The 16,919-nt window shown below is 67.2% G+C and carries 15 protein-coding genes and 1 tRNA gene; 4 read left to right on the top strand and 12 right to left on the bottom strand.

The window, feature by feature from the left end; genetic code table 11:
- Positions 1 to 94 precede the first annotated feature (94 nt).
- From rpoB to secE, 7 genes are all read right to left on the bottom strand, one after another.
- Positions 95 to 4,234, bottom strand: a complete 4,140-nt coding sequence (gene rpoB / locus A7B20_RS01460) for a DNA-directed RNA polymerase subunit beta (RefSeq protein ID WP_102106759.1) — start codon at positions 4,232 to 4,234, stop codon at positions 95 to 97.
- 238 nt (positions 4,235 to 4,472) lie between these two features.
- Entirely contained in the window at positions 4,473 to 4,856 is a 384-nt protein-coding gene (gene rplL / locus A7B20_RS01455; RefSeq protein ID WP_102106758.1) for a 50S ribosomal protein L7/L12, read from the bottom strand.
- 71 nt (positions 4,857 to 4,927) lie between these two features.
- On the bottom strand, positions 4,928 to 5,446 hold the full coding sequence (rplJ, locus tag A7B20_RS01450; RefSeq protein WP_102106757.1) for a 50S ribosomal protein L10: 519 nt from the start codon (positions 5,444 to 5,446) through the stop codon (positions 4,928 to 4,930).
- A 277-nt stretch (positions 5,447 to 5,723) separates the two neighbouring features.
- On the bottom strand, positions 5,724 to 6,422 hold the full coding sequence (gene rplA, locus A7B20_RS01445; RefSeq protein WP_102106756.1) for a 50S ribosomal protein L1: 699 nt from the start codon (positions 6,420 to 6,422) through the stop codon (positions 5,724 to 5,726).
- Position 6,423: 1 nt separating this feature from the next.
- The gene (gene rplK / locus A7B20_RS01440) at positions 6,424 to 6,849 is read right to left on the bottom strand and encodes a 50S ribosomal protein L11 (protein WP_102106755.1); all 426 of its coding nucleotides are present in this window, start codon (positions 6,847 to 6,849) and stop codon (positions 6,424 to 6,426) included.
- Between the two features lie 156 nt (positions 6,850 to 7,005).
- Positions 7,006 to 7,539: a transcription termination/antitermination protein NusG gene (gene nusG, locus A7B20_RS01435; RefSeq protein ID WP_102106754.1), complete on the bottom strand. Its 534-nt coding sequence runs from the start codon at positions 7,537 to 7,539 to the stop codon at positions 7,006 to 7,008.
- Between the two features lie 176 nt (positions 7,540 to 7,715).
- Complete coding sequence (secE, locus tag A7B20_RS01430; protein ID WP_102106753.1) at positions 7,716 to 7,916, bottom strand: preprotein translocase subunit SecE; 201 nt, start codon at positions 7,914 to 7,916, stop codon at positions 7,716 to 7,718.
- Positions 7,917 to 8,038: 122 nt separating this feature from the next.
- Here secE and A7B20_RS01425 point away from each other — a divergent pair, with 122 nt between their 5' ends.
- The gene (locus A7B20_RS01425) at positions 8,039 to 8,857 is read left to right on the top strand and encodes a hypothetical protein (RefSeq protein WP_102106752.1); all 819 of its coding nucleotides are present in this window, start codon (positions 8,039 to 8,041) and stop codon (positions 8,855 to 8,857) included.
- Positions 8,858 to 8,866: 9 nt separating this feature from the next.
- On the opposite strand, the gene A7B20_RS01420 is transcribed toward A7B20_RS01425, so the two are convergent.
- A tRNA-Trp gene (locus A7B20_RS01420) sits at positions 8,867 to 8,942 on the bottom strand.
- A gap of 155 nt (positions 8,943 to 9,097) precedes the next feature.
- On the opposite strand from A7B20_RS01420, the gene A7B20_RS01415 reads away from it, so the two are divergent.
- The gene (locus tag A7B20_RS01415; protein WP_102106751.1) at positions 9,098 to 9,595 is read left to right on the top strand and encodes a ferritin-like domain-containing protein; all 498 of its coding nucleotides are present in this window, start codon (positions 9,098 to 9,100) and stop codon (positions 9,593 to 9,595) included.
- Between the two features lie 69 nt (positions 9,596 to 9,664).
- On the opposite strand, the gene A7B20_RS01410 is transcribed toward A7B20_RS01415, so the two are convergent.
- The 4 genes from A7B20_RS01410 to A7B20_RS01395 form a co-directional block, all read right to left on the bottom strand.
- Positions 9,665 to 10,651 carry a zinc transporter ZntB gene (locus tag A7B20_RS01410; protein ID WP_102106750.1) on the bottom strand — a complete coding sequence of 329 codons (987 nt, stop codon included), beginning with the start codon at positions 10,649 to 10,651 and terminating at the stop codon, positions 9,665 to 9,667.
- Positions 10,652 to 10,755: 104 nt separating this feature from the next.
- Positions 10,756 to 11,931, bottom strand: a complete 1,176-nt coding sequence (tuf, locus tag A7B20_RS01405; protein ID WP_102106749.1) for an elongation factor Tu — start codon at positions 11,929 to 11,931, stop codon at positions 10,756 to 10,758.
- Between the two features lie 91 nt (positions 11,932 to 12,022).
- Positions 12,023 to 12,751, bottom strand: a complete 729-nt coding sequence (locus tag A7B20_RS01400; protein WP_102106748.1) for a hypothetical protein — start codon at positions 12,749 to 12,751, stop codon at positions 12,023 to 12,025.
- A 117-nt stretch (positions 12,752 to 12,868) separates the two neighbouring features.
- Positions 12,869 to 15,295 (bottom strand): DNA topoisomerase IV subunit A, encoded by a 2,427-nt coding sequence (locus A7B20_RS01395; RefSeq protein WP_102106747.1) that lies wholly within the window; start codon positions 15,293 to 15,295, stop codon positions 12,869 to 12,871.
- A 120-nt stretch (positions 15,296 to 15,415) separates the two neighbouring features.
- Between A7B20_RS01395 and A7B20_RS01390 the strand changes: the two genes are divergently transcribed.
- Together A7B20_RS01390 and A7B20_RS01385 are read left to right on the top strand one after the other, a co-directional pair.
- Positions 15,416 to 15,988: an SH3 domain-containing protein gene (locus tag A7B20_RS01390; RefSeq protein ID WP_157937574.1), complete on the top strand. Its 573-nt coding sequence runs from the start codon at positions 15,416 to 15,418 to the stop codon at positions 15,986 to 15,988.
- The gene (locus A7B20_RS01385) at positions 15,985 to 16,854 is read left to right on the top strand and encodes an SDR family NAD(P)-dependent oxidoreductase (RefSeq protein ID WP_245866452.1); all 870 of its coding nucleotides are present in this window, start codon (positions 15,985 to 15,987) and stop codon (positions 16,852 to 16,854) included. Before A7B20_RS01390 ends, A7B20_RS01385 begins: the two co-directional genes overlap by 4 nt.
- Positions 16,855 to 16,919: the final 65 nt, after the last annotated feature.

Raw genomic sequence — 16,919 nt, 5'->3', positions numbered from 1 at the left:
TCAATCCTTGAGATTTCGTCTTGAAAGCGGAGGGAGCGGGGCCCGGCCTCCCTCGGGAAGCCGGGCCGGAATCCTGGCGAATTCCGGCGTGGCCCTACTCGTCGTCCTCCGCATCCAGGAGTTCCATGTTGAGGCCCAGGCCGCGGACCTCCTTGACCAGGACGTTGAACGATTCCGGCACGCCGGCCTCGAAGTTGTCCTCGCCCTTGACGATCGACTCGTAGACCTTGGTCCGGCCCGCCACGTCGTCCGACTTCACCGTCAGCATCTCCTGCAGGGTGTAGGCGGCGCCGTAGGCTTCGAGCGCCCAGACCTCCATCTCGCCGAAGCGCTGTCCGCCGAACTGGGCCTTGCCGCCAAGCGGCTGCTGGGTGACCAGCGAGTAGGGCCCCGTCGAGCGGGCGTGGATCTTGTCGTCGACCAGGTGGTGCAGCTTCAGCAGGTACTTGACCCCCACCGTCACCTTGCGGCTGAACTCCTCGCCCGTGCGGCCGTCGAACAGGCGCGACTGGCCCGAGGTGTCGAAGCCCGCGCGGCGCAGGCTGTCGTTCACGTCGGCTTCCTTCGCGCCGTCGAAGACCGGCGTGGCGATCGGCACGCCGCGGCGCACCGTCTGCGCCGATTCCACGATCTGCTGCTCGTCCATGTCGTGCAGCACCTCGTTGTGGACGTCGTCGCCATAGGCGATGCGCATGGCCTCGCGCACCGGTGTCAGGTCGCCCGAGCGGCGGTAGTCTTCCAGCGCCTCGTCGATCTTCAGCGCCAGGCCGCGCGCGGCCCAGCCCATGTGGGTCTCGAGGATCTGGCCGACGTTCATCCGCGACGGCACGCCCAGCGGGTTCAGCACGAAGTCGACCGGCGTGCCGTCCTCGAGGAACGGCATGTCCTCCATCGGGACCACCTTCGAGATCACGCCCTTGTTGCCGTGACGCCCAGCCATCTTGTCGCCCGGCTGCAGCTTGCGCTTCACCGCGACGAAGACCTTGACCATCTTCATCACGCCCGGCGGCAGGTCGTCGCCCCGGCGCACCTTCTCGACCTTGTCCTCGAAGCGGGCGTCCAGCGCCTTCTTCTGGATGTCGAACTGGGCGTGCAGCGCCTCGACCTGGGCCGCTTCCTGCTCTTCGGCAAGGGCAAGCTGCCACCACTGGCCGCGCGACAGCTGGCTGTCCAGCAGCTCGGCGTCGATGACGGTGCCGGACTTGACGCCCTTCGGCCCCTTCACCGCCGTCTTGCCCTCGATCATGCCGCGCAGGCGGGCGTAGATGTTGCGCTCGAGGATCGCCAGCTCGTCGTCGCGGTCGCGCGCCAGGCGCTCGACTTCCTCGCGTTCGATCTGGAGCGCGCGCTCGTCCTTCTCGACGCCGTGGCGGTTGAAGACCCGCACTTCCACGACCGTCCCGAAGTCGCCCGGGGGCAGACGCAGGGAGGTGTCGCGGACGTCCGATGCCTTCTCGCCGAAGATGGCGCGGAGCAGCTTCTCTTCCGGGGTCATCGGGCTTTCACCCTTGGGGGTGATCTTGCCCACCAGGATGTCCGCCGGTCCGACCTCGGCCCCGATATAGACGATGCCGGCCTCGTCGAGGTTGCGCAGGGCTTCCTCGCCGACGTTCGGGATGTCGCGGGTGATCTCCTCGGGCCCGAGCTTGGTGTCGCGGGCCGCCACCTCGAACTCGTCGATGTGGATCGAGGTGAAGACGTCGTCGCGGGTGATCCGCTCGGAGATCAGGATCGAGTCCTCGTAGTTGTAGCCGTTCCAGGGCATGAACGCGACGATCACGTTCTTGCCGAGGGCCAGCTCGCCCATGTCGGTCGACGGACCGTCCGCCAGCACCTCGCCGCCGCGCACCGTGTCGCCCACCTTCACCAGCGGACGCTGGTTGATGCAGGTGTTCTGGTTCGACCGCTGGAACTTCCTCAGGCGATAGATGTCGACCCCGGCATCGCCGAGTTCGAGGTTCTCCGTCGCGCGGACCACGATCCGGGTGGCGTCCACCTGGTCGATGATCCCGCCGCGCCGCGCCATGATCGCCGCGCCGGAGTCACGGGCGACGACCTCCTCGATGCCGGTGCCCACATAGGGCGCCTCGGCCTGGAGAAGCGGCACCGCCTGGCGCTGCATGTTCGAACCCATGAGGGCGCGGTTCGCGTCGTCGTTCTCGAGGAACGGGATCAGAGAGGCCGCGACCGACACCAGCTGCTTCGGCGAGACGTCGATCAGGTCGACGCTTTCGCGCGGGGCCAGCATGTAGTCGCCGGACTGGCGGGTGGAGACCAGCTCGTTCACGAAGCCCATGTTCTCGTCGAGGTTGGCGTTCGCCTGGGCCACGGTGTGGCGCATCTCCTCGGTCGCGGACATGTAGTGGACTTCGTCCGTGACCTTGCCGTCCTTGACGACGCGGTAGGGCGTTTCGATGAAGCCGTACTTGTTCACGCGGGCGAAGGTGGCCAGCGAGTTGATCAGGCCGATGTTCGGGCCTTCCGGCGTCTCGATCGGGCACATCCGGCCGTAATGGGTCGGGTGCACGTCGCGCACCTCGAAGCCCGCGCGCTCACGCGTCAGACCGCCAGGCCCGAGGGCCGAGAGGCGCCGCTTGTGGGTGACTTCCGACAACGGGTTGGTCTGGTCCATGAACTGCGACAGCTGCGAGGAGCCGAAGAACTCGCGCACCGCGGCCGCCGCGGGCTTGGCGTTGATCAGGTCCTGCGGCATCACCGTGTCGATCTCGACCGAGGACATGCGTTCCTTGATCGCGCGCTCCATCCGGAGCAGGCCGACGCGGTACTGGTTCTCCATCAGCTCGCCGACCGAGCGCACCCGGCGGTTGCCGAGGTGGTCGATGTCGTCGATGTCGCCCTTGCCGTCGCGCAGATCGCACAGCGCCTTGACGCAGGCCACGATGTCCTCGCGGCGCAGCGTGCGCACGGTGTCCTCGGCGTCGAGGTCGAGGCGCATGTTCATCTTCACCCGGCCGACCGCGGACAGGTCATAGCGCTCGGCATCGAAGAACAGCGTGTCGAACAGGTTCGACGCGGCCTCGACCGTGGGCGGCTCGCCCGGGCGCATCACGCGATAGATGTCCATGAGCGCGGTGTCGCGGCCCATGTTCTTGTCCATCGCCATGGTGTTGCGCATGTACGGGCCGTGGTTGACGTTGTCGATGTCGAGCACCGGGATCTCGGTGATGCCCGCATCCAGCAGTTCCTTCAGGGTGCCGCCGGTCACTTCGCCGTCCTTGCCGATCTCCCAGGTCAGCTCGTCGCCGGCCTCGACGTAGATCGCGCCCGTCTCCTCGTCGATGATGTCCTTGGCGACGTAGCGTCCCACGATGTGGTCGAACGGAATCAGCAGGTTCTTCACTTGGCCCGCGTCGATCAGCTGCTTCACCGCGCGCGGCGTGATCTTCTTGCCCGCCTCGGCGATCACCTCGCCGCTGTCGGCATCCACCAGGTCGTGACCCGGACGGGTGCCGCGCACGCGCTCGGGGAAGAAGCGGGTGACCCAGCCGCGGTCCTTCTTCAGCGTGTAGGTGACCGTGTCATAGTAGGCGTCCATGATCGCCTCCTGGTCCATGCCGAGGGCATAGAGCAGGGTCGTCACCGGCAGTTTCCGGCGCCGGTCGATGCGGCAATAGACGATGTCCTTGGCGTCGAACTCGAAGTCCAGCCAGGACCCGCGGTAGGGAATGATGCGGCAGGCGAAGAGCAGCTTGCCCGAGCTGTGCGTCTTGCCCTTGTCGTGGTCGAAGAACACGCCGGGGGAGCGGTGCATCTGCGACACGATCACCCGCTCGGTCCCGTTCACGATGAACGTGCCGTTCTGGGTCATGAGGGGCATGTCGCCCATGAAGACGTCCTGCTCCTTGATGTCCTTCACCGACTTCGCGCCCGTGTCCTCGTCGACATCGAACACGATCAGCCGCAGCGTCACCTTCAGCGGTGCGCTGTAGGTCATGTCGCGCTGCTGGCACTCCTCGACGTCGTACTTCGGCTTCTCCAGCTCGTACTTCACGAACTCCAGGACGGAAGTCTCGTTGAAGTCCTTGATCGGGAAGACCGACTGGAACACGCCCTTGATGCCTTCGCCGTCCATCGGCTGCTCCTGGTCGCCGGAGCGCAGGAACAGGTCGTAGGAGGACTTCTGAACCTCGATGAGGTTCGGCATCTCCAGCACTTCGCGGATCTTGCCATAGTATTTGCGGAGGCGTTTCTGGCCGAGGAACGTCGATGCCATGTGGTAGTCACCTTTCTTTTCGCGGGCACGGCACCGGTGGGCGGCGGTACTCGGCCCTCACGAAACAGCGGGTTCAGATCCATACCTGGCCCCCTTCCCACAGGAGGCCTCCCGATCCTGAACCGCGGCTTGGGAAAGGCTGAGCGCATCAGCCCTTCCCGAGACGCGGGAGGCTGGCCCCGGAACCTCCGGGACCAGCCTTGTACCTGGTGCTCCGTGCCCGAGGGCACGGCGCGGATCACTTCAGCTCGACTTCGGCGCCGGCCGCTTCCAGCTTCGCCTTGATGTCGTCGGCTTCGGCCTTGGAGACCTGCTCCTTGACGGCCTTGCCACCGGCCTCGACGAGGTCCTTGGCTTCCTTCAGGCCGAGCCCGGTGATGGCGCGGACTTCCTTGATCACGTTGATCTTCTGAGCGCCGGCGCTCTTCAGGATCACGTCGAACTCGGTCTGCTCTTCCGCGGCGGCAGCGCCACCGGCGTCGCCGGCGGGGCCGGCCATCATGACGGCGCCGCCCGCGGCGGGCTCGATGCCGTACTCGTCCTTGAGGATGGTTTTCAGTTCCTGGGCTTCGAGAAGGGTCAGACCCACGATCTCTTCAGCAAGTTTCTTCAGATCAGCCATTTGATGCTTTCCGTTCTTTCAGATGTGTTCCAGCGTGTGTCGAAACAACCCCACGCGGTTCAGACGTTTGCTTACGCGGCTTCGCCACGCTCCTCGATGGTCGAGAGGATGCTCGCGATGTTGCTTGCAGGCGCGCCAATGGCCCCGGCGATGTTCGCGGCAGGCGCCCCGATGCAGCCGACGATCGAAGCGATGAGCTCCTCACGCGACGGCATGGCGGCGACGGCCTTCACACCTTCCGGATCCAGCGCCGTGTCGCCCATGGCCCCGCCGAGAATCAGGAACTTCTGATTCCCCTTGGAGAATTCCTGGGCCACCTTGGCTGCCGCCACGGGGTCCTCGGAAAAGGACAACACGGTCATGCCCGTGAGCAGGTTGCCGATGGACGACACCGGCTTCCCCTCAAGGGCGATCTTGGCGAGCTTGTTCTTGGCAACGCGAACGGACCCGCCCGCTTCACGCATGCGTGCGCGCAGGTCCTGCATCTCGGCAACTGTCATTCCCGCGTAGTGGGCAACCACCACGACGCCAGAGCTTTCGAAGATCTGGCCGAGTTCCTCGACCCCTTTCTCTTTCTGGGCTCTATCCACAGTTTCACTCCAAGTTTGGAGAGGTCGCCCCCTCCGGCTCTAGTCAGCCCCCGCAAGTGCGGGGGATCGGGTCCGTTCAGGGTCCCGAGGCCAAAACCGCCCGAGGGCCGAAACCCCCTGAAAGTTCGTCTCGCTTCCCATCTCAGGAAGGATTTACCGGCGTTTCCGCCCACCCTCCGTCTCGGACAGGACAGGGCCCGGGGGCCCTGCCATTGGCGGACCGAGGTCCGCCAAATTCGGGGCAGGATGGGTGATATCACCCATCCTGCGAAATCGCTCAGTTCCCGAGCGCGCTGGCCACGTCGACGGTGACGCCGGGGCCCATGGAAGAGGTCAGGTTGACCGCCTTCATGTAGGTGCCCTTGGCGCCCGCGGGCTTCGCCTTGCTCACGGCGTCCACGAAGGCGCGCACGTTCTCGACCAGCTTCGCCTCGTCGAACGAGGCCTTGCCGACGCCGGCGTGGATCTGGCCGGCCTTCTCGGCCTTGAACTGGACCTGGCCGCCCTTGGCCGCCTGCACGGCTTCCTTCACGTCCATGGTCACGGTGCCGATCTTCGGGTTCGGCATCAGGTTGCGCGGGCCCAGGATCTTGCCCAGACGGCCGACGATCGGCATCATGTCCGGGGTGGCGATGCAGCGGTCGAAGTTGATGTTGCCGCCCTGGACCTGCTCCATCAGGTCCTCGGCGCCCACCACGTCGGCGCCCGCCGCGGTGGCCTCGTCGGCCTTGGCGCCGCGGGCGAAGACCGCCACGCGCACGGCCTTGCCGGTGCCGTTCGGCAGGGTCACGGTGCCGCGAACCATCTGGTCGGCGTGGCGCGGGTCGACGCCCAGGTTCATCGCGATCTCGATCGTCTCGTCGAACTTCGCCTTGGCGTTGGCCTTGATCAGCTTCACGGCCTCTTCGACCGTCAGGTTAGCCTTGCCGGCGACGGCTTCGCGGGCGGCGCGGGTGCGTTTTCCAAGCTTTGCCATCTTACTTCACCTCGATGCCCATGGACTGCGCAGAGCCGACGATGATCTTCATCGCGCCCTCGACGTCCGTCGCGTTCAGATCCTTCATCTTGGCCTCGGCGATCTCGCGCACCTGCTTAAGGGTCACGGTACCGACGGTCTCGCGGCCCGGCAGCTTGGCGCCCGAGGTCTTCTTCGCGGCCTTCTTCAGGTAATAGGACGCCGGCGGCGTCTTGATTTCCATCGTGAAGGACTTGTCCTGATAGTAGGTGATCACGGTGGGGCAGGGCGCGCCCGGCTCCATCTCCTGGGTCTTCGCGTTGAAGGCCTTGCAGAATTCCATGATGTTGATGCCGCGCTGACCGAGCGCCGGTCCGACGGGCGGGGACGGGTTGGCTTGCCCCGCCTTCACTTGCAGCTTGAGGCTGCCGATCTTCTTCTTGGCCATCTGGCCTCTCCTTCATCGCGGCGGGGTCTTCCCCGCCCTGCAACGGACCCCGGAAGGCCCATCAGTTGCGGTGGTTCGGTCCGGCTGCCCCATCAGGGGCACCCTCGCCTCCCACCTCGACATCCGCCCGCCGGGCTGGCCGGAAGGCGGCAGAACTCAGGACGCTTTCGTGACCTGAGTGAATTCCAGCTCGATCGGGGTCGCCCGGCCGAAGATCGAGACCGTCACCTTCAGGCGCTGGTGCTCGTCGTCGACGCTGTCGACCATCCCCTCGAAGCCCTCGAAGGGCCCGTCGTTCACCGACACCTTCTCGCCGATGTCGAACGAGATCAGGGTGCGCGGCGCGTTCGTGTTCTCCTCGACCCGGTTCAGGATCTGGTTCACCTCGGCATCGCGCATCGGCATCGGGCGGCCCTGGGGACCGAGGAAGCCGGTGACGCGGTTGATCGAGTTGATCAGGTGATAGCCCTGGTCCGACATCTCCATCCGCACCAGCACGTAGCCCGGCATGAAGCGCCGCTCGGTCGGGACCTTCTTGCCGCGGCGGATCTCGATCACCTCCTCTGTGGGGACCAGGACCTCCTCGATCTCGTCCTCGAGGCCCTTCTCGGCAACCTCGGCGCGGATCTGCTCGGCGATCTTCTTTTCGAAGTTCGAGAGCACGCTCACCGAATACCACCGTTTCGCCATGTCACTCGCTGCCCTTCTTGTCCGGCCGGGGCCGGAATGCATTCCTGTCAAAGCGGCGGAACCGCCCTGCCCCAATGAAAAGCGGCGTGCCTCGCGAATCGTGGCACGCCATGTCTCATGGATTGGCGCCCCGCTTAGCGCCGCTGCGTGCCGGATTCAAGGGCCGAACCGCGATTTCAGCCGAACATGCCCAGGATGGCCTGGAGCCCGGTTCGGATCAGCAGATCGACGGAGAAGAAGAAGATCGCCGTGATCGTCGCCATGACGAAGACCATCACCGTCGTCAGCGCGACCTCGCGGCGGGTCGGCCAGACGACCTTGGCCACTTCGGCCCGGACCTGCTGCAAGAATCGGAACGGGTTGGTTTTCACTGCCATGGGTCTTGGATCCTGTGTCTGTCGCGGTGCAGATACGCCCATGGGCCGTGCAATTCAAGCGCCGCCGTTGTGACGCCGCGCCCGCACCGCTAGGCTTGAGCCGACGAGGGAGGGCCCGTTCCATGCCAGCACCGTTCGACGACCGCCCCTGGGCGGCCCTTGACGTCTCCGAAGACCCCCGCCTTGCCGCCGTGCCCACGATGATGGCCGAGGAGGAGTGCCGGTTCTACTACTGGGCGACGCGGGACTGGATGGAGGGCCGCGGCGCCGTGGTGGACCTTGGCGCCTTCGTCGGCGGATCGACCGCGCGGCTGGCCGCGGGCCATGCCGACGGCGTCCGGCCGGGCTTCGTCCATGCCTACGACAAGTTCACGGTGGACGAGAAGACCAAGCGGCGCATGCTCTATAATCGGGGCGTCGCGCCGTTCGAGGGCAACGACATGCTCTGGCTGGCCGAGCGTCACCTCGCCCCCTGGGCCGACCGCGTGCGCCTGCACCGGGGCGAGATCACCGAGCTGGGCTGGGACGGCGGGCCGATCGAGATCCTGGCGGTGGACGCGGCGAAGAAGACCGAACTCTGCGACAGGATGACCGCGCAGTTCTTCCCCTCGCTGCTGCCGGGCGCCCTGCTGATCCACCAGGACTTCCTGCACTGGTCGCAGCCCTGGCTTGCCGCCCAGATGGCCCGCTTCGGCGATGCCTTCACGCCCGTCGCCTTCTGCCGCGAGGACACCGTGGCGTTCCGCTGCGAGCGCGCCATCGGTCCCGCGGACCTCGCCGCCGCCGCGGTGGCGGGGCTGGACGACACGGCGCTGTTCGAAGGCATCGCCACCATGCGCAACCGCCTGTCGCACTGGCCGCTCGGCGTGCGGTTCGACGCCATGGAACGCGGCCTGCGGCGCAATCCGGGCGTGCGCGTCGCCTGGCAGATGAAGATGTGACGGATGGAATGGCAGGGGCTGGGGGACTCGAACCCACGACCCTCGGTTTTGGAGACCGATGCTCTACCAACTGAGCTAAACCCCTAGGCCGAGGCCGTGCCTAAAGCCGTTCCCGCGGGAAATCAAGAGCCATCCTCGCCCATCGTTCCCGCGTGCCGGCGCGCGACGCAGGAACCATGGGCGCCAGCGACCGTTGGACAGGCAAACCGATGCCGGATCACCGATCCAAGGAGGACGACCATGACCATGAACACCCTCAAGGACCTCTATCTCGACCAGCTGCAGGACCTCTACAGCGCCAACAAGCAGTCGCTCGACGCCACGACGAAGCTCGGCCGCGCGGCCGAGGACAAGGAGCTGAGCGAGGCCCTGATCGCGGGCTCGAACGGCATCTCCGAAGGCATGGAGACGATCGCGAAGATCTGCTCGGACCACGGGATCGACCCGACGGGCGAGCATTGCAAGGGCATGGAGGGCCTCGTGACCGAGGTGCATGCCCACGCGCTCGACATGGAGTTCGGAGACAGCAGCGTGAAGGACGCCGCGATCATCACCCAGTACCAGCGGATGGTCCACTACGGCCTCGCGGGTTATGGCTGCGTCACGGCCTTCGCGAACCGGCTGGGCTTCGACGGCGACGCGGCCCTGCTGGAGCAGTGCCTCGAGAACACGCGCAGCGGCGACAGGCACATGACGAAGATCGCCACGAAGGGCGGGGTGAACGAGAAGGCCGCCTGACCCCGGTTAATCGGACAGAAGCAAAGGGCGCGGATCGTCTCCGCGCCCTTTCTCATTGCCCCCACCCTCTCAGCGCCGCGGCCTGACGAGTTTCAGGCACCACAAGAGCACAACGATGGCCGCCGACAGCACGGCGAGCGAGGCGGTGAACACCCAGAAGGCGGGCGGCCAATTGGCGCCGGGCATGCCGGCCAGGTTGATCCCCATCAGCCCGGTCAGGAAGCCGAGCGGCAGGAACACCGCCGAGATCACCGACAGGATGTAAAGGTTGCGGTTCAGCCGCTCGTCCATGGCGCGGCCCAGCTCGTCGCGGATCGCCTGAAGCTGGTCGCGCGTCGCCTCGAGCTCCTCCACCACCCGGGTCATCCGGCTGTGCTGTTCGTTCAGGGTGCTGCGGTGCGCCTCGGTCAGCCAGTCGACCCCGCTGGCCAGCACGTCACGGATCGCGTCGCGCTGCGGGCCCATGTACTGGCGCAGGTCGATGGCCTCCAGCCGCAGGTCCGACAGCTCGGCCCCCTGTGCGCCGTTGGGGTCGCCGATCACCGCCGCCTCCAGCGATTCGGTGCGGTCGTCCAGGTCGTCGATCTGGGTCTCGATCCGCGTCGTCAGCTGCTCGATCAGGTGGGCAAGGAAGCTGCCCGCGTCCTTCGGCCCCTTCCCCTCGCCGCACTCGCGGTCCAGCTGCATGACCGAGGCCAGCTTGCGGCGCGACAGCGACACGATGCGCGCCGGGTCGATCCACATCCGTACCGAGATCATGTCCTCGGGATCCTCGCCCGGATCCATGTTGATGCCGCGCAGGATCACCAGCAGCCCGTCGCCGATCCGGACCGCCCGCGGCCGCGTCTCGGGTTGGGTCAGGGCGGCGCGGATCGACGGATCGAGGTAGGAGAGGTTCTCGTCGATCCAGGGACGGGTGCCGGGATCCTCGGCATGGAGGTGCAGCCATGCGGGCTCGGGCGCTTCCAGGGCCGCGGCGATCTCGTGGTGGTCGCGCAGCGGCTTCCACCGCGGATGCTCGCCCAGGGCATGGGCGAAATGGATGAAGTTCAGCACTGGGTCACCTCCGGAAAAGGAAAGGGCGGCCCATGGGACCGCCCTGACATTTCAAGCCCTTCACGGGTGCAGGATGGATGATGTCACCCATCCTGCGGGAAGGTTCACTCGACGATCTTCGACACCACGCCGGCGCCGACGGTGCGGCCGCCTTCGCGGATCGCGAAGCGCAGGCCCTGCTCCATCGCGATCGGCGCGATCAGCTCGACCCCGAACGACACGTTGTCGCCCGGCATCACCATCTCGGTGCCCTCGGCCAGCTGGACCATCCCGGTCACGTCCGTCGTGCGGAAGTAGAACTGCGGACGGTAGTTCGCGAAGAACGGCGTGTGGCGGCCGCCCTCTTCCTTGGTCAGGATGTAGGCCTCGGCCTCGAACTTCGTGTGCGGCGTCACCGAGCCCGGCTTCGCCAGGACCTGGCCGCGCTCCACGCCGTCACGGTCGATGCCGCGCAGCAGCGCGCCGATGTTGTCGCCCGCCTCGCCGCGCTCGAGCAGCTTCTTGAACATCTCGACGCCGGTGCAGGTCGTCTTGCGGGTGGTGCGGATGCCGACGATCTCAAGTTCGTCGCCCACGGTCACGACGCCGCGCTCGATCCGGCCGGTCACCACGGTGCCGCGGCCCGAAATCGAGAACACGCCCTCGACCGGCATCAGGAACGGCTGGTCCACCGCCCGCTCGGGGGTCGGGATGAACTCGTCCACCGCCGCCATCAGCTTGCGGATCGCCTGCTCGCCGATCTCCGGATCGGTGCCGTTCATCGCCGCCAGCGCCGAGCCCGGGATCACCGGGATGTCGTCGCCCGGGTACTCGTAGGACGACAGAAGCTCGCGGATCTCCATCTCGACCAGCTCGAGCAGTTCCGGATCGTCCACCTGGTCGACCTTGTTCATGAACACGACCATGGTCGGGATCCCGACCTGGCGGCCCAGCAGGATGTGCTCGCGCGTCTGCGGCATCGGGCCGTCGGCGGCGTTCACCACCAGGATCGCGCCGTCCATCTGCGCCGCACCGGTGATCATGTTCTTCACGTAGTCGGCGTGGCCGGGGCAGTCGACGTGGGCATAGTGCCGGTTCTCGGTCTCGTACTCCACGTGGGCGGTCGAGATCGTGATCCCGCGGGCCTTCTCTTCCGGCGCGCCGTCGATCTGGTCATAGGCCCGGAACTCGCCGAAGTACTTGGTGATCGCCGCCGTCAGCGTCGTCTTGCCGTGGTCAACGTGACCGATCGTGCCGATGTTGACGTGCGGTTTCGTCCGTTCGAATTTTGCCTTTGCCATGGTGGCCTCGCCTTGTCCGTCAGAGGGGCCGGAAAAGCCCCGGTTTTCACATCGCGCGCTCTCTATCCGCCGGGGCCGGCGAAATCAAGCCTCAGTTGGACGGCGCCGCCAGCGGCGCGACGCTGCCGCCCGCCCCGCCGGTCGCCCCCGTCGCAACCGTCGCCGGAACGCTGCCGGTGGCCTTCGCCGCGGCCAGGGCGCGGGCCTTGTCGGTGGCGATCTTCGCCAGCTTCGCCTTCTCCTTCGCGCGGTCGAAGGGGGTGCGCGGCGTCTCGGGATCGGGCTCGAACCACTCGGGATGCTTCGCCAGCCACTCCTGGATCTGCCGCGCGCCCTCCTGGGCGAGGTTCTTCAGCTGCTCTTCCTTGCCGCGCGCCAGCCCCGAGCCGATGATCGGCGCCGTGTTCTGCAGCCCCTCGAAGGCGGTGATGCGGTAGGGCTCATCGTTCAGCTTCTTCTGGGTCGCGTTGTCGTAGACGGTGATGTCGAAGATCATCACCGACTTCGGCGTGTAGACCACCGGCAGGCCCGGCTGCGCCAGGACATAGCCGCCGATGGTGATGCCGAAGTGATAGAGCCCGTCGCCGTCGTAGCGGCCGAGCCGCGCCTCGATCGCTTGGTCCAGGGCGGCGCTCAGCTCCTCCCCGGTCGCATCGCGCGAGAACGGGCCCTTCTGGACCTCGGTCGCGCGGACATAGTCGTAGCCCAGCCGGAAGTCGCCCAGCGGGATCAGCTTGCCGTTCGGGTCGGTGTTTGCACAGGCGGCCAGGATCAGCAGGCAGGCCAGCGCCAGAACGCGGCGGAGCGGGGAAGGCAGCATCGGCGGGTCATCCTTGGATCAGGTCGGCAGGCGGCGTGTTAGCGCACCGGGGGCCACGGTGCAATCTTGGCGGGCTTTCCGGCCGGTCACGGCTTGGTCATGGGCGGCGGTCGCGGCTCAGGTGAAGGTGTTGTCGCGGGGGAAGCCGCGCGGCGCCATGCGGCCGGACGAGGCGCGCTTGCCGGTCCATTCGGCCAGCGCCGTCTCGGTCCGGGTGCGGCCCGCGGGGTCCTTCCAGCTGAGGCCCTGCGCCAGGTCGAAGGTCGTGGCGTCGGACAGGCCGCCGTCCTTGTAGGACTGCAGCCGCACCCCCTTGCCGCGGCCCATCTCGGGCAGTTCGGCCAGCGGAAAGACCAGGAGCTTTCGGTTGTCGCCCACGACGGCGACATGATCGCCCGCGACGCGCTTGCAGATCTTCGCGCGCACCCCGTCCTTGACGTTCAGCACCTGCTTGCCCGCGCGGGTCTGGGCCATCACCTCCTCCTCGGCGGTGACGAAGCCGTCGCCCGCGTCCGAGGCGACCAGCAGCCGCGCGCCGGGGCGGTGGATGAACAGCGCCACGATCTCGGCCTCGTTCGGCAGGTCCACCATCAGGCGCACCGGCTCGCCCATCCCCCGCCCGCCGGGCAGCGCGTTGGCGGCCAGGGTGAAGACCCGGCCGTTCGAGCCGAACAGCAGGATCTTGTCCGTCGTCTCGGCGTGGAAGATGAAGCGGGGGCCGTCGCCGTCCTTGAACTTCAGCTCGCGGTCCAGGGCGACGTGCCCCGACAGCGCACGTATCCAGCCCATCTGCGAGCAGACGACGGTGATCGGCTCGCGCTCGATCATCGCTTCCAGCGGCACGTCCTCGACCACGCCCGCCTCGGCGAAGCGGGTCAGGCGCTGTCCCCGCGGGGACGTCTTGCCGAACTGCTTGCGGGTCTCCTTCAGCTGCTCGGCGATCCTGTCCCACTGGAGCGCGGTCTCGGCCAGCAGGTCCTCGAGCTCGGCCCGTTCCTTCTGGAGCGCGTCGCGCTCGCGGATCAGCTCCAGCTCCTCGAGGCGGCGGAGAGAGCGCAGGCGCATGTTAAGGATCGCCTCGACCTGTACGTCGCTGAGGTCCTTGCCGGGGTAGCGGTGGGGGATCTTGCGGTCGTCCGCCGTGGCACCGTCGAGCGCCGCGATCTCCTCGGCCGTCGCCTCCTCGTCGGCGATGGTGCCCATGGCGTCGATGTCGACCCCGGCGAGAGGCGAGATGTAATCGGCCTCGCTCGTCGCCCGGCGGATCGTGGACTGGTGCGCCTTCGACCAGTCCTCCCACATCAACGCGCGCTTCGGGTCGTCGTCGTAGCGGATGATGTCGATCAGCCGGTCGAGGTTCAGGAAGGCGATGATGAAGCCTTCGAGCACCTCCAGCCGGTGGTCGATCTTCGCGAGGCGATGGCGCGAGCGTCGGATCAGCACCTCGCGGCGGTGGTCGAGGAAGGCGCGCAGCACCTCCTTCAGCGAGCAGACCTTCGGCGTGCGCCCGTCGATCAGCACGTTCATGTTGAGCGAGAACCGCGTCTCGAGGTCCGAGTTCCGGAACAGCGCGTTCATCAGAACGTCGGCGTCCACGGTCCGCGACTTCGGCTCGATGATCAGGCGGATGTCGTCGGCGGATTCGTCACGAACATCGCCCAGGATCGGGATCTTGCGGGTCTGGATCAGCTCGGCCAGCTTCTCGATCAGGCGCGACTTCTGGACCTGGTAGGGGATCTCGGTCACGACGATCTGCCACTGGCCGCGGCCCAGTTCCTCGATCTCCCAGCGGCAGCGCAGGCGGAAGCTGCCGCGGCCGGTGCGGTAGGCTTCCGCTATGTTCTCCTGCGGCTCGACGATCACGCCGCCGGTGGGGAAGTCGGGGCCCGGTACATACTTCAGCAACGTCTCGTCGCGGGCGTCGGGCGTCTTGATGAGGTGCAGGCAGGCGCCGATCAGCTCGTCGATGTTGTGCGGCGGGATGTTCGTCGCCATGCCAACGGCGATGCCCGAGGCGCCGTTGGCCAGCAGGTTCGGGAAGGCGGCAGGCAGCACCACCGGTTCGGTCAGGGTGCCGTCGTAGTTGGGGCGGAAGTCGACCGCGTTCTCGCCCAGCCCCTCCATCAGCGCCTCGGCGGCGGCGGTCATCCGCGCCTCGGTGTAGCGGGAGGCGGCGGGGTTGTCGCCGTCGATGTTGCCGAAGTTCCCCTGCCCGTCGACCAGCGGATAGCGGACGTTGAAATCCTGCGCGAGGCGGGCCATCGCATCGTAGATCGCGGCGTCGCCGTGGGGGTGATAGTTGCCCATCACGTCGCCAGAGATCTTCGCCGACTTCCGGAATCCGCCCGTCGGTGTCAGCCGCAGCTCGCGCATGGCATAGAGGATGCGGCGGTGCACCGGCTTCAGCCCGTCGCGGGCATCGGGCAGCGCGCGGTGCATGATGGTGGAGAGCGCATAGGTCAGGTAACGCTCGCCGATCGCACGGCGCAGGCTCTCGGTCAGGCCGGCCGGTTCCGCCGTCGTATCGTCTGTCTCGTCATTCATTGGAACGAGATAGCCGCGACCGCATTCATGGTAAAGCACACCCGTGATGCCTGAGCGGATTTCTCGCGGGGCGGTGCCGCATTCGTGCTATGGTTGATGAACAGTTCGAGGGCTTTTGCGATGTTACGTTTGACTCTGCTTCTGATCGCGGGGATCGGCCTTGCCATGTATGTCTTCGGCCAGCCGCGGAACGGTGCCCATGACGGCGGCATGGGCGGACCCATCGCGGCGGCCGAGGCTTCGACGACCGGCGGCCGCAACGCGCCCGAGCTTCTGATGAAGGTCAGCAACATCATCGGCTCCATCGACAAGCCCACCGAGACGGCCGAGCGCGTACCGCTGGACGACGAGAAGCGCGCCATCGAGATCGCGCTGGCCGCGACCGAGGCGCGCACGACCCCGGCGGAGGCGCCCAAGCGGCGGATCCTCGTGCAGTCCGCTGCCGCGGAGCTTCCCGTGGGCGAGGCGACGGCGTCGGCCGGGGATGCGGGCGACATGTGGTTCGTCACCGGCAGCCGGGTAAACCTTCGCGCCGGGCCCTCGACCTCGGACTCGGTGGTCGGACAGGTCGTCGAAGGCGATCTGGCCGAGGTGCTGGAGGAGAACGGTGGCTGGTATCGCATCCGCACCTCCGACGGCGGTCAGACCGGCTTCATCTACGGCAAGTTCCTGAGCGCCGAACGCCCCGGTTGACCCTGCCCCACGTCCCCCCTGCCCCCACCGTGCCGCGCCCGCGCCGCTCGGTCCTGATCACCGGCTGTTCCAGCGGCATCGGGCTGGACGCGGCACGGCGGCTGCATGACCGCGGCTGGCAGGTCTTCGCCGCTTGCCGCAAGCCGGAGGACTGCGCGCGGCTGGAGGCGATGGGGATGCGAAGCCCGCGGATGGACTATGCCGACCCCGAGAGCCTGCGTCGGGGACTGGCCGAGGTGCTGGAGGCGACGGGCGGCACGCTCGACGCCCTGTTCAACAACGGCGCCCATGCCACGCCCGGCGCGGTGGAGGACCTGCCGCGCGACGGCCTCAGGGCGCTGTTCGAGGTCAATCTGTTCGGCGTCCACGACCTGACCACGCGGGTGATCCCGGTGATGCGGGCGCAGGGCCACGGGCGGATCGTCAACTGTTCCTCCGTGCTGGGACTGGTGGCGGCGCCATGGCGGGGGGCGTATGTCGCCAGCAAGTTTGCGCTGGAAGGGCTGACCGACACGCTGAGGGTCGAGATGCGGGGCACCGGCATCAAGGTGATCCTGATCGAACCCGGACCGGTAACGTCGCGGATCCGCGCCAATTCGATCCCGCATTTCGAGCGCTGGATCGACTGGCGCGCCTCGCCCCGCCGGGCCCAGTACGAGGAGAGCCTGCTGAAACGGCTCTACACTGCGCGCGGTCCCGACCGGTTCGAGCTTCCGCCCTCGGCGGTCAGCGACCGGCTGGTCGAAGCGCTGGAGCGGCGCGTTCCGGCGCCGCGGTATTTCGTCACGACCCCGACCCACCTGATGAACCTCGCGCGGCGGATCCTGCCGACGCGGGCGCTCGACTGGATGCTGGCGAAGGGCTGATCCGGCAATCGGCCTTCGCTTTTCCGCGCGGCTCCGCTAGGTGAAGGGGCAGACCGGACTTCGGG

The organism is Oceaniglobus roseus (assembly GCF_002869745.1).
Classification (GTDB): domain Bacteria; phylum Pseudomonadota; class Alphaproteobacteria; order Rhodobacterales; family Rhodobacteraceae; genus Oceaniglobus; species Oceaniglobus roseus.
Note: the sequence above shows the minus strand (reverse complement) of the source record. Positions and strands in the feature narration are given on the sequence as shown.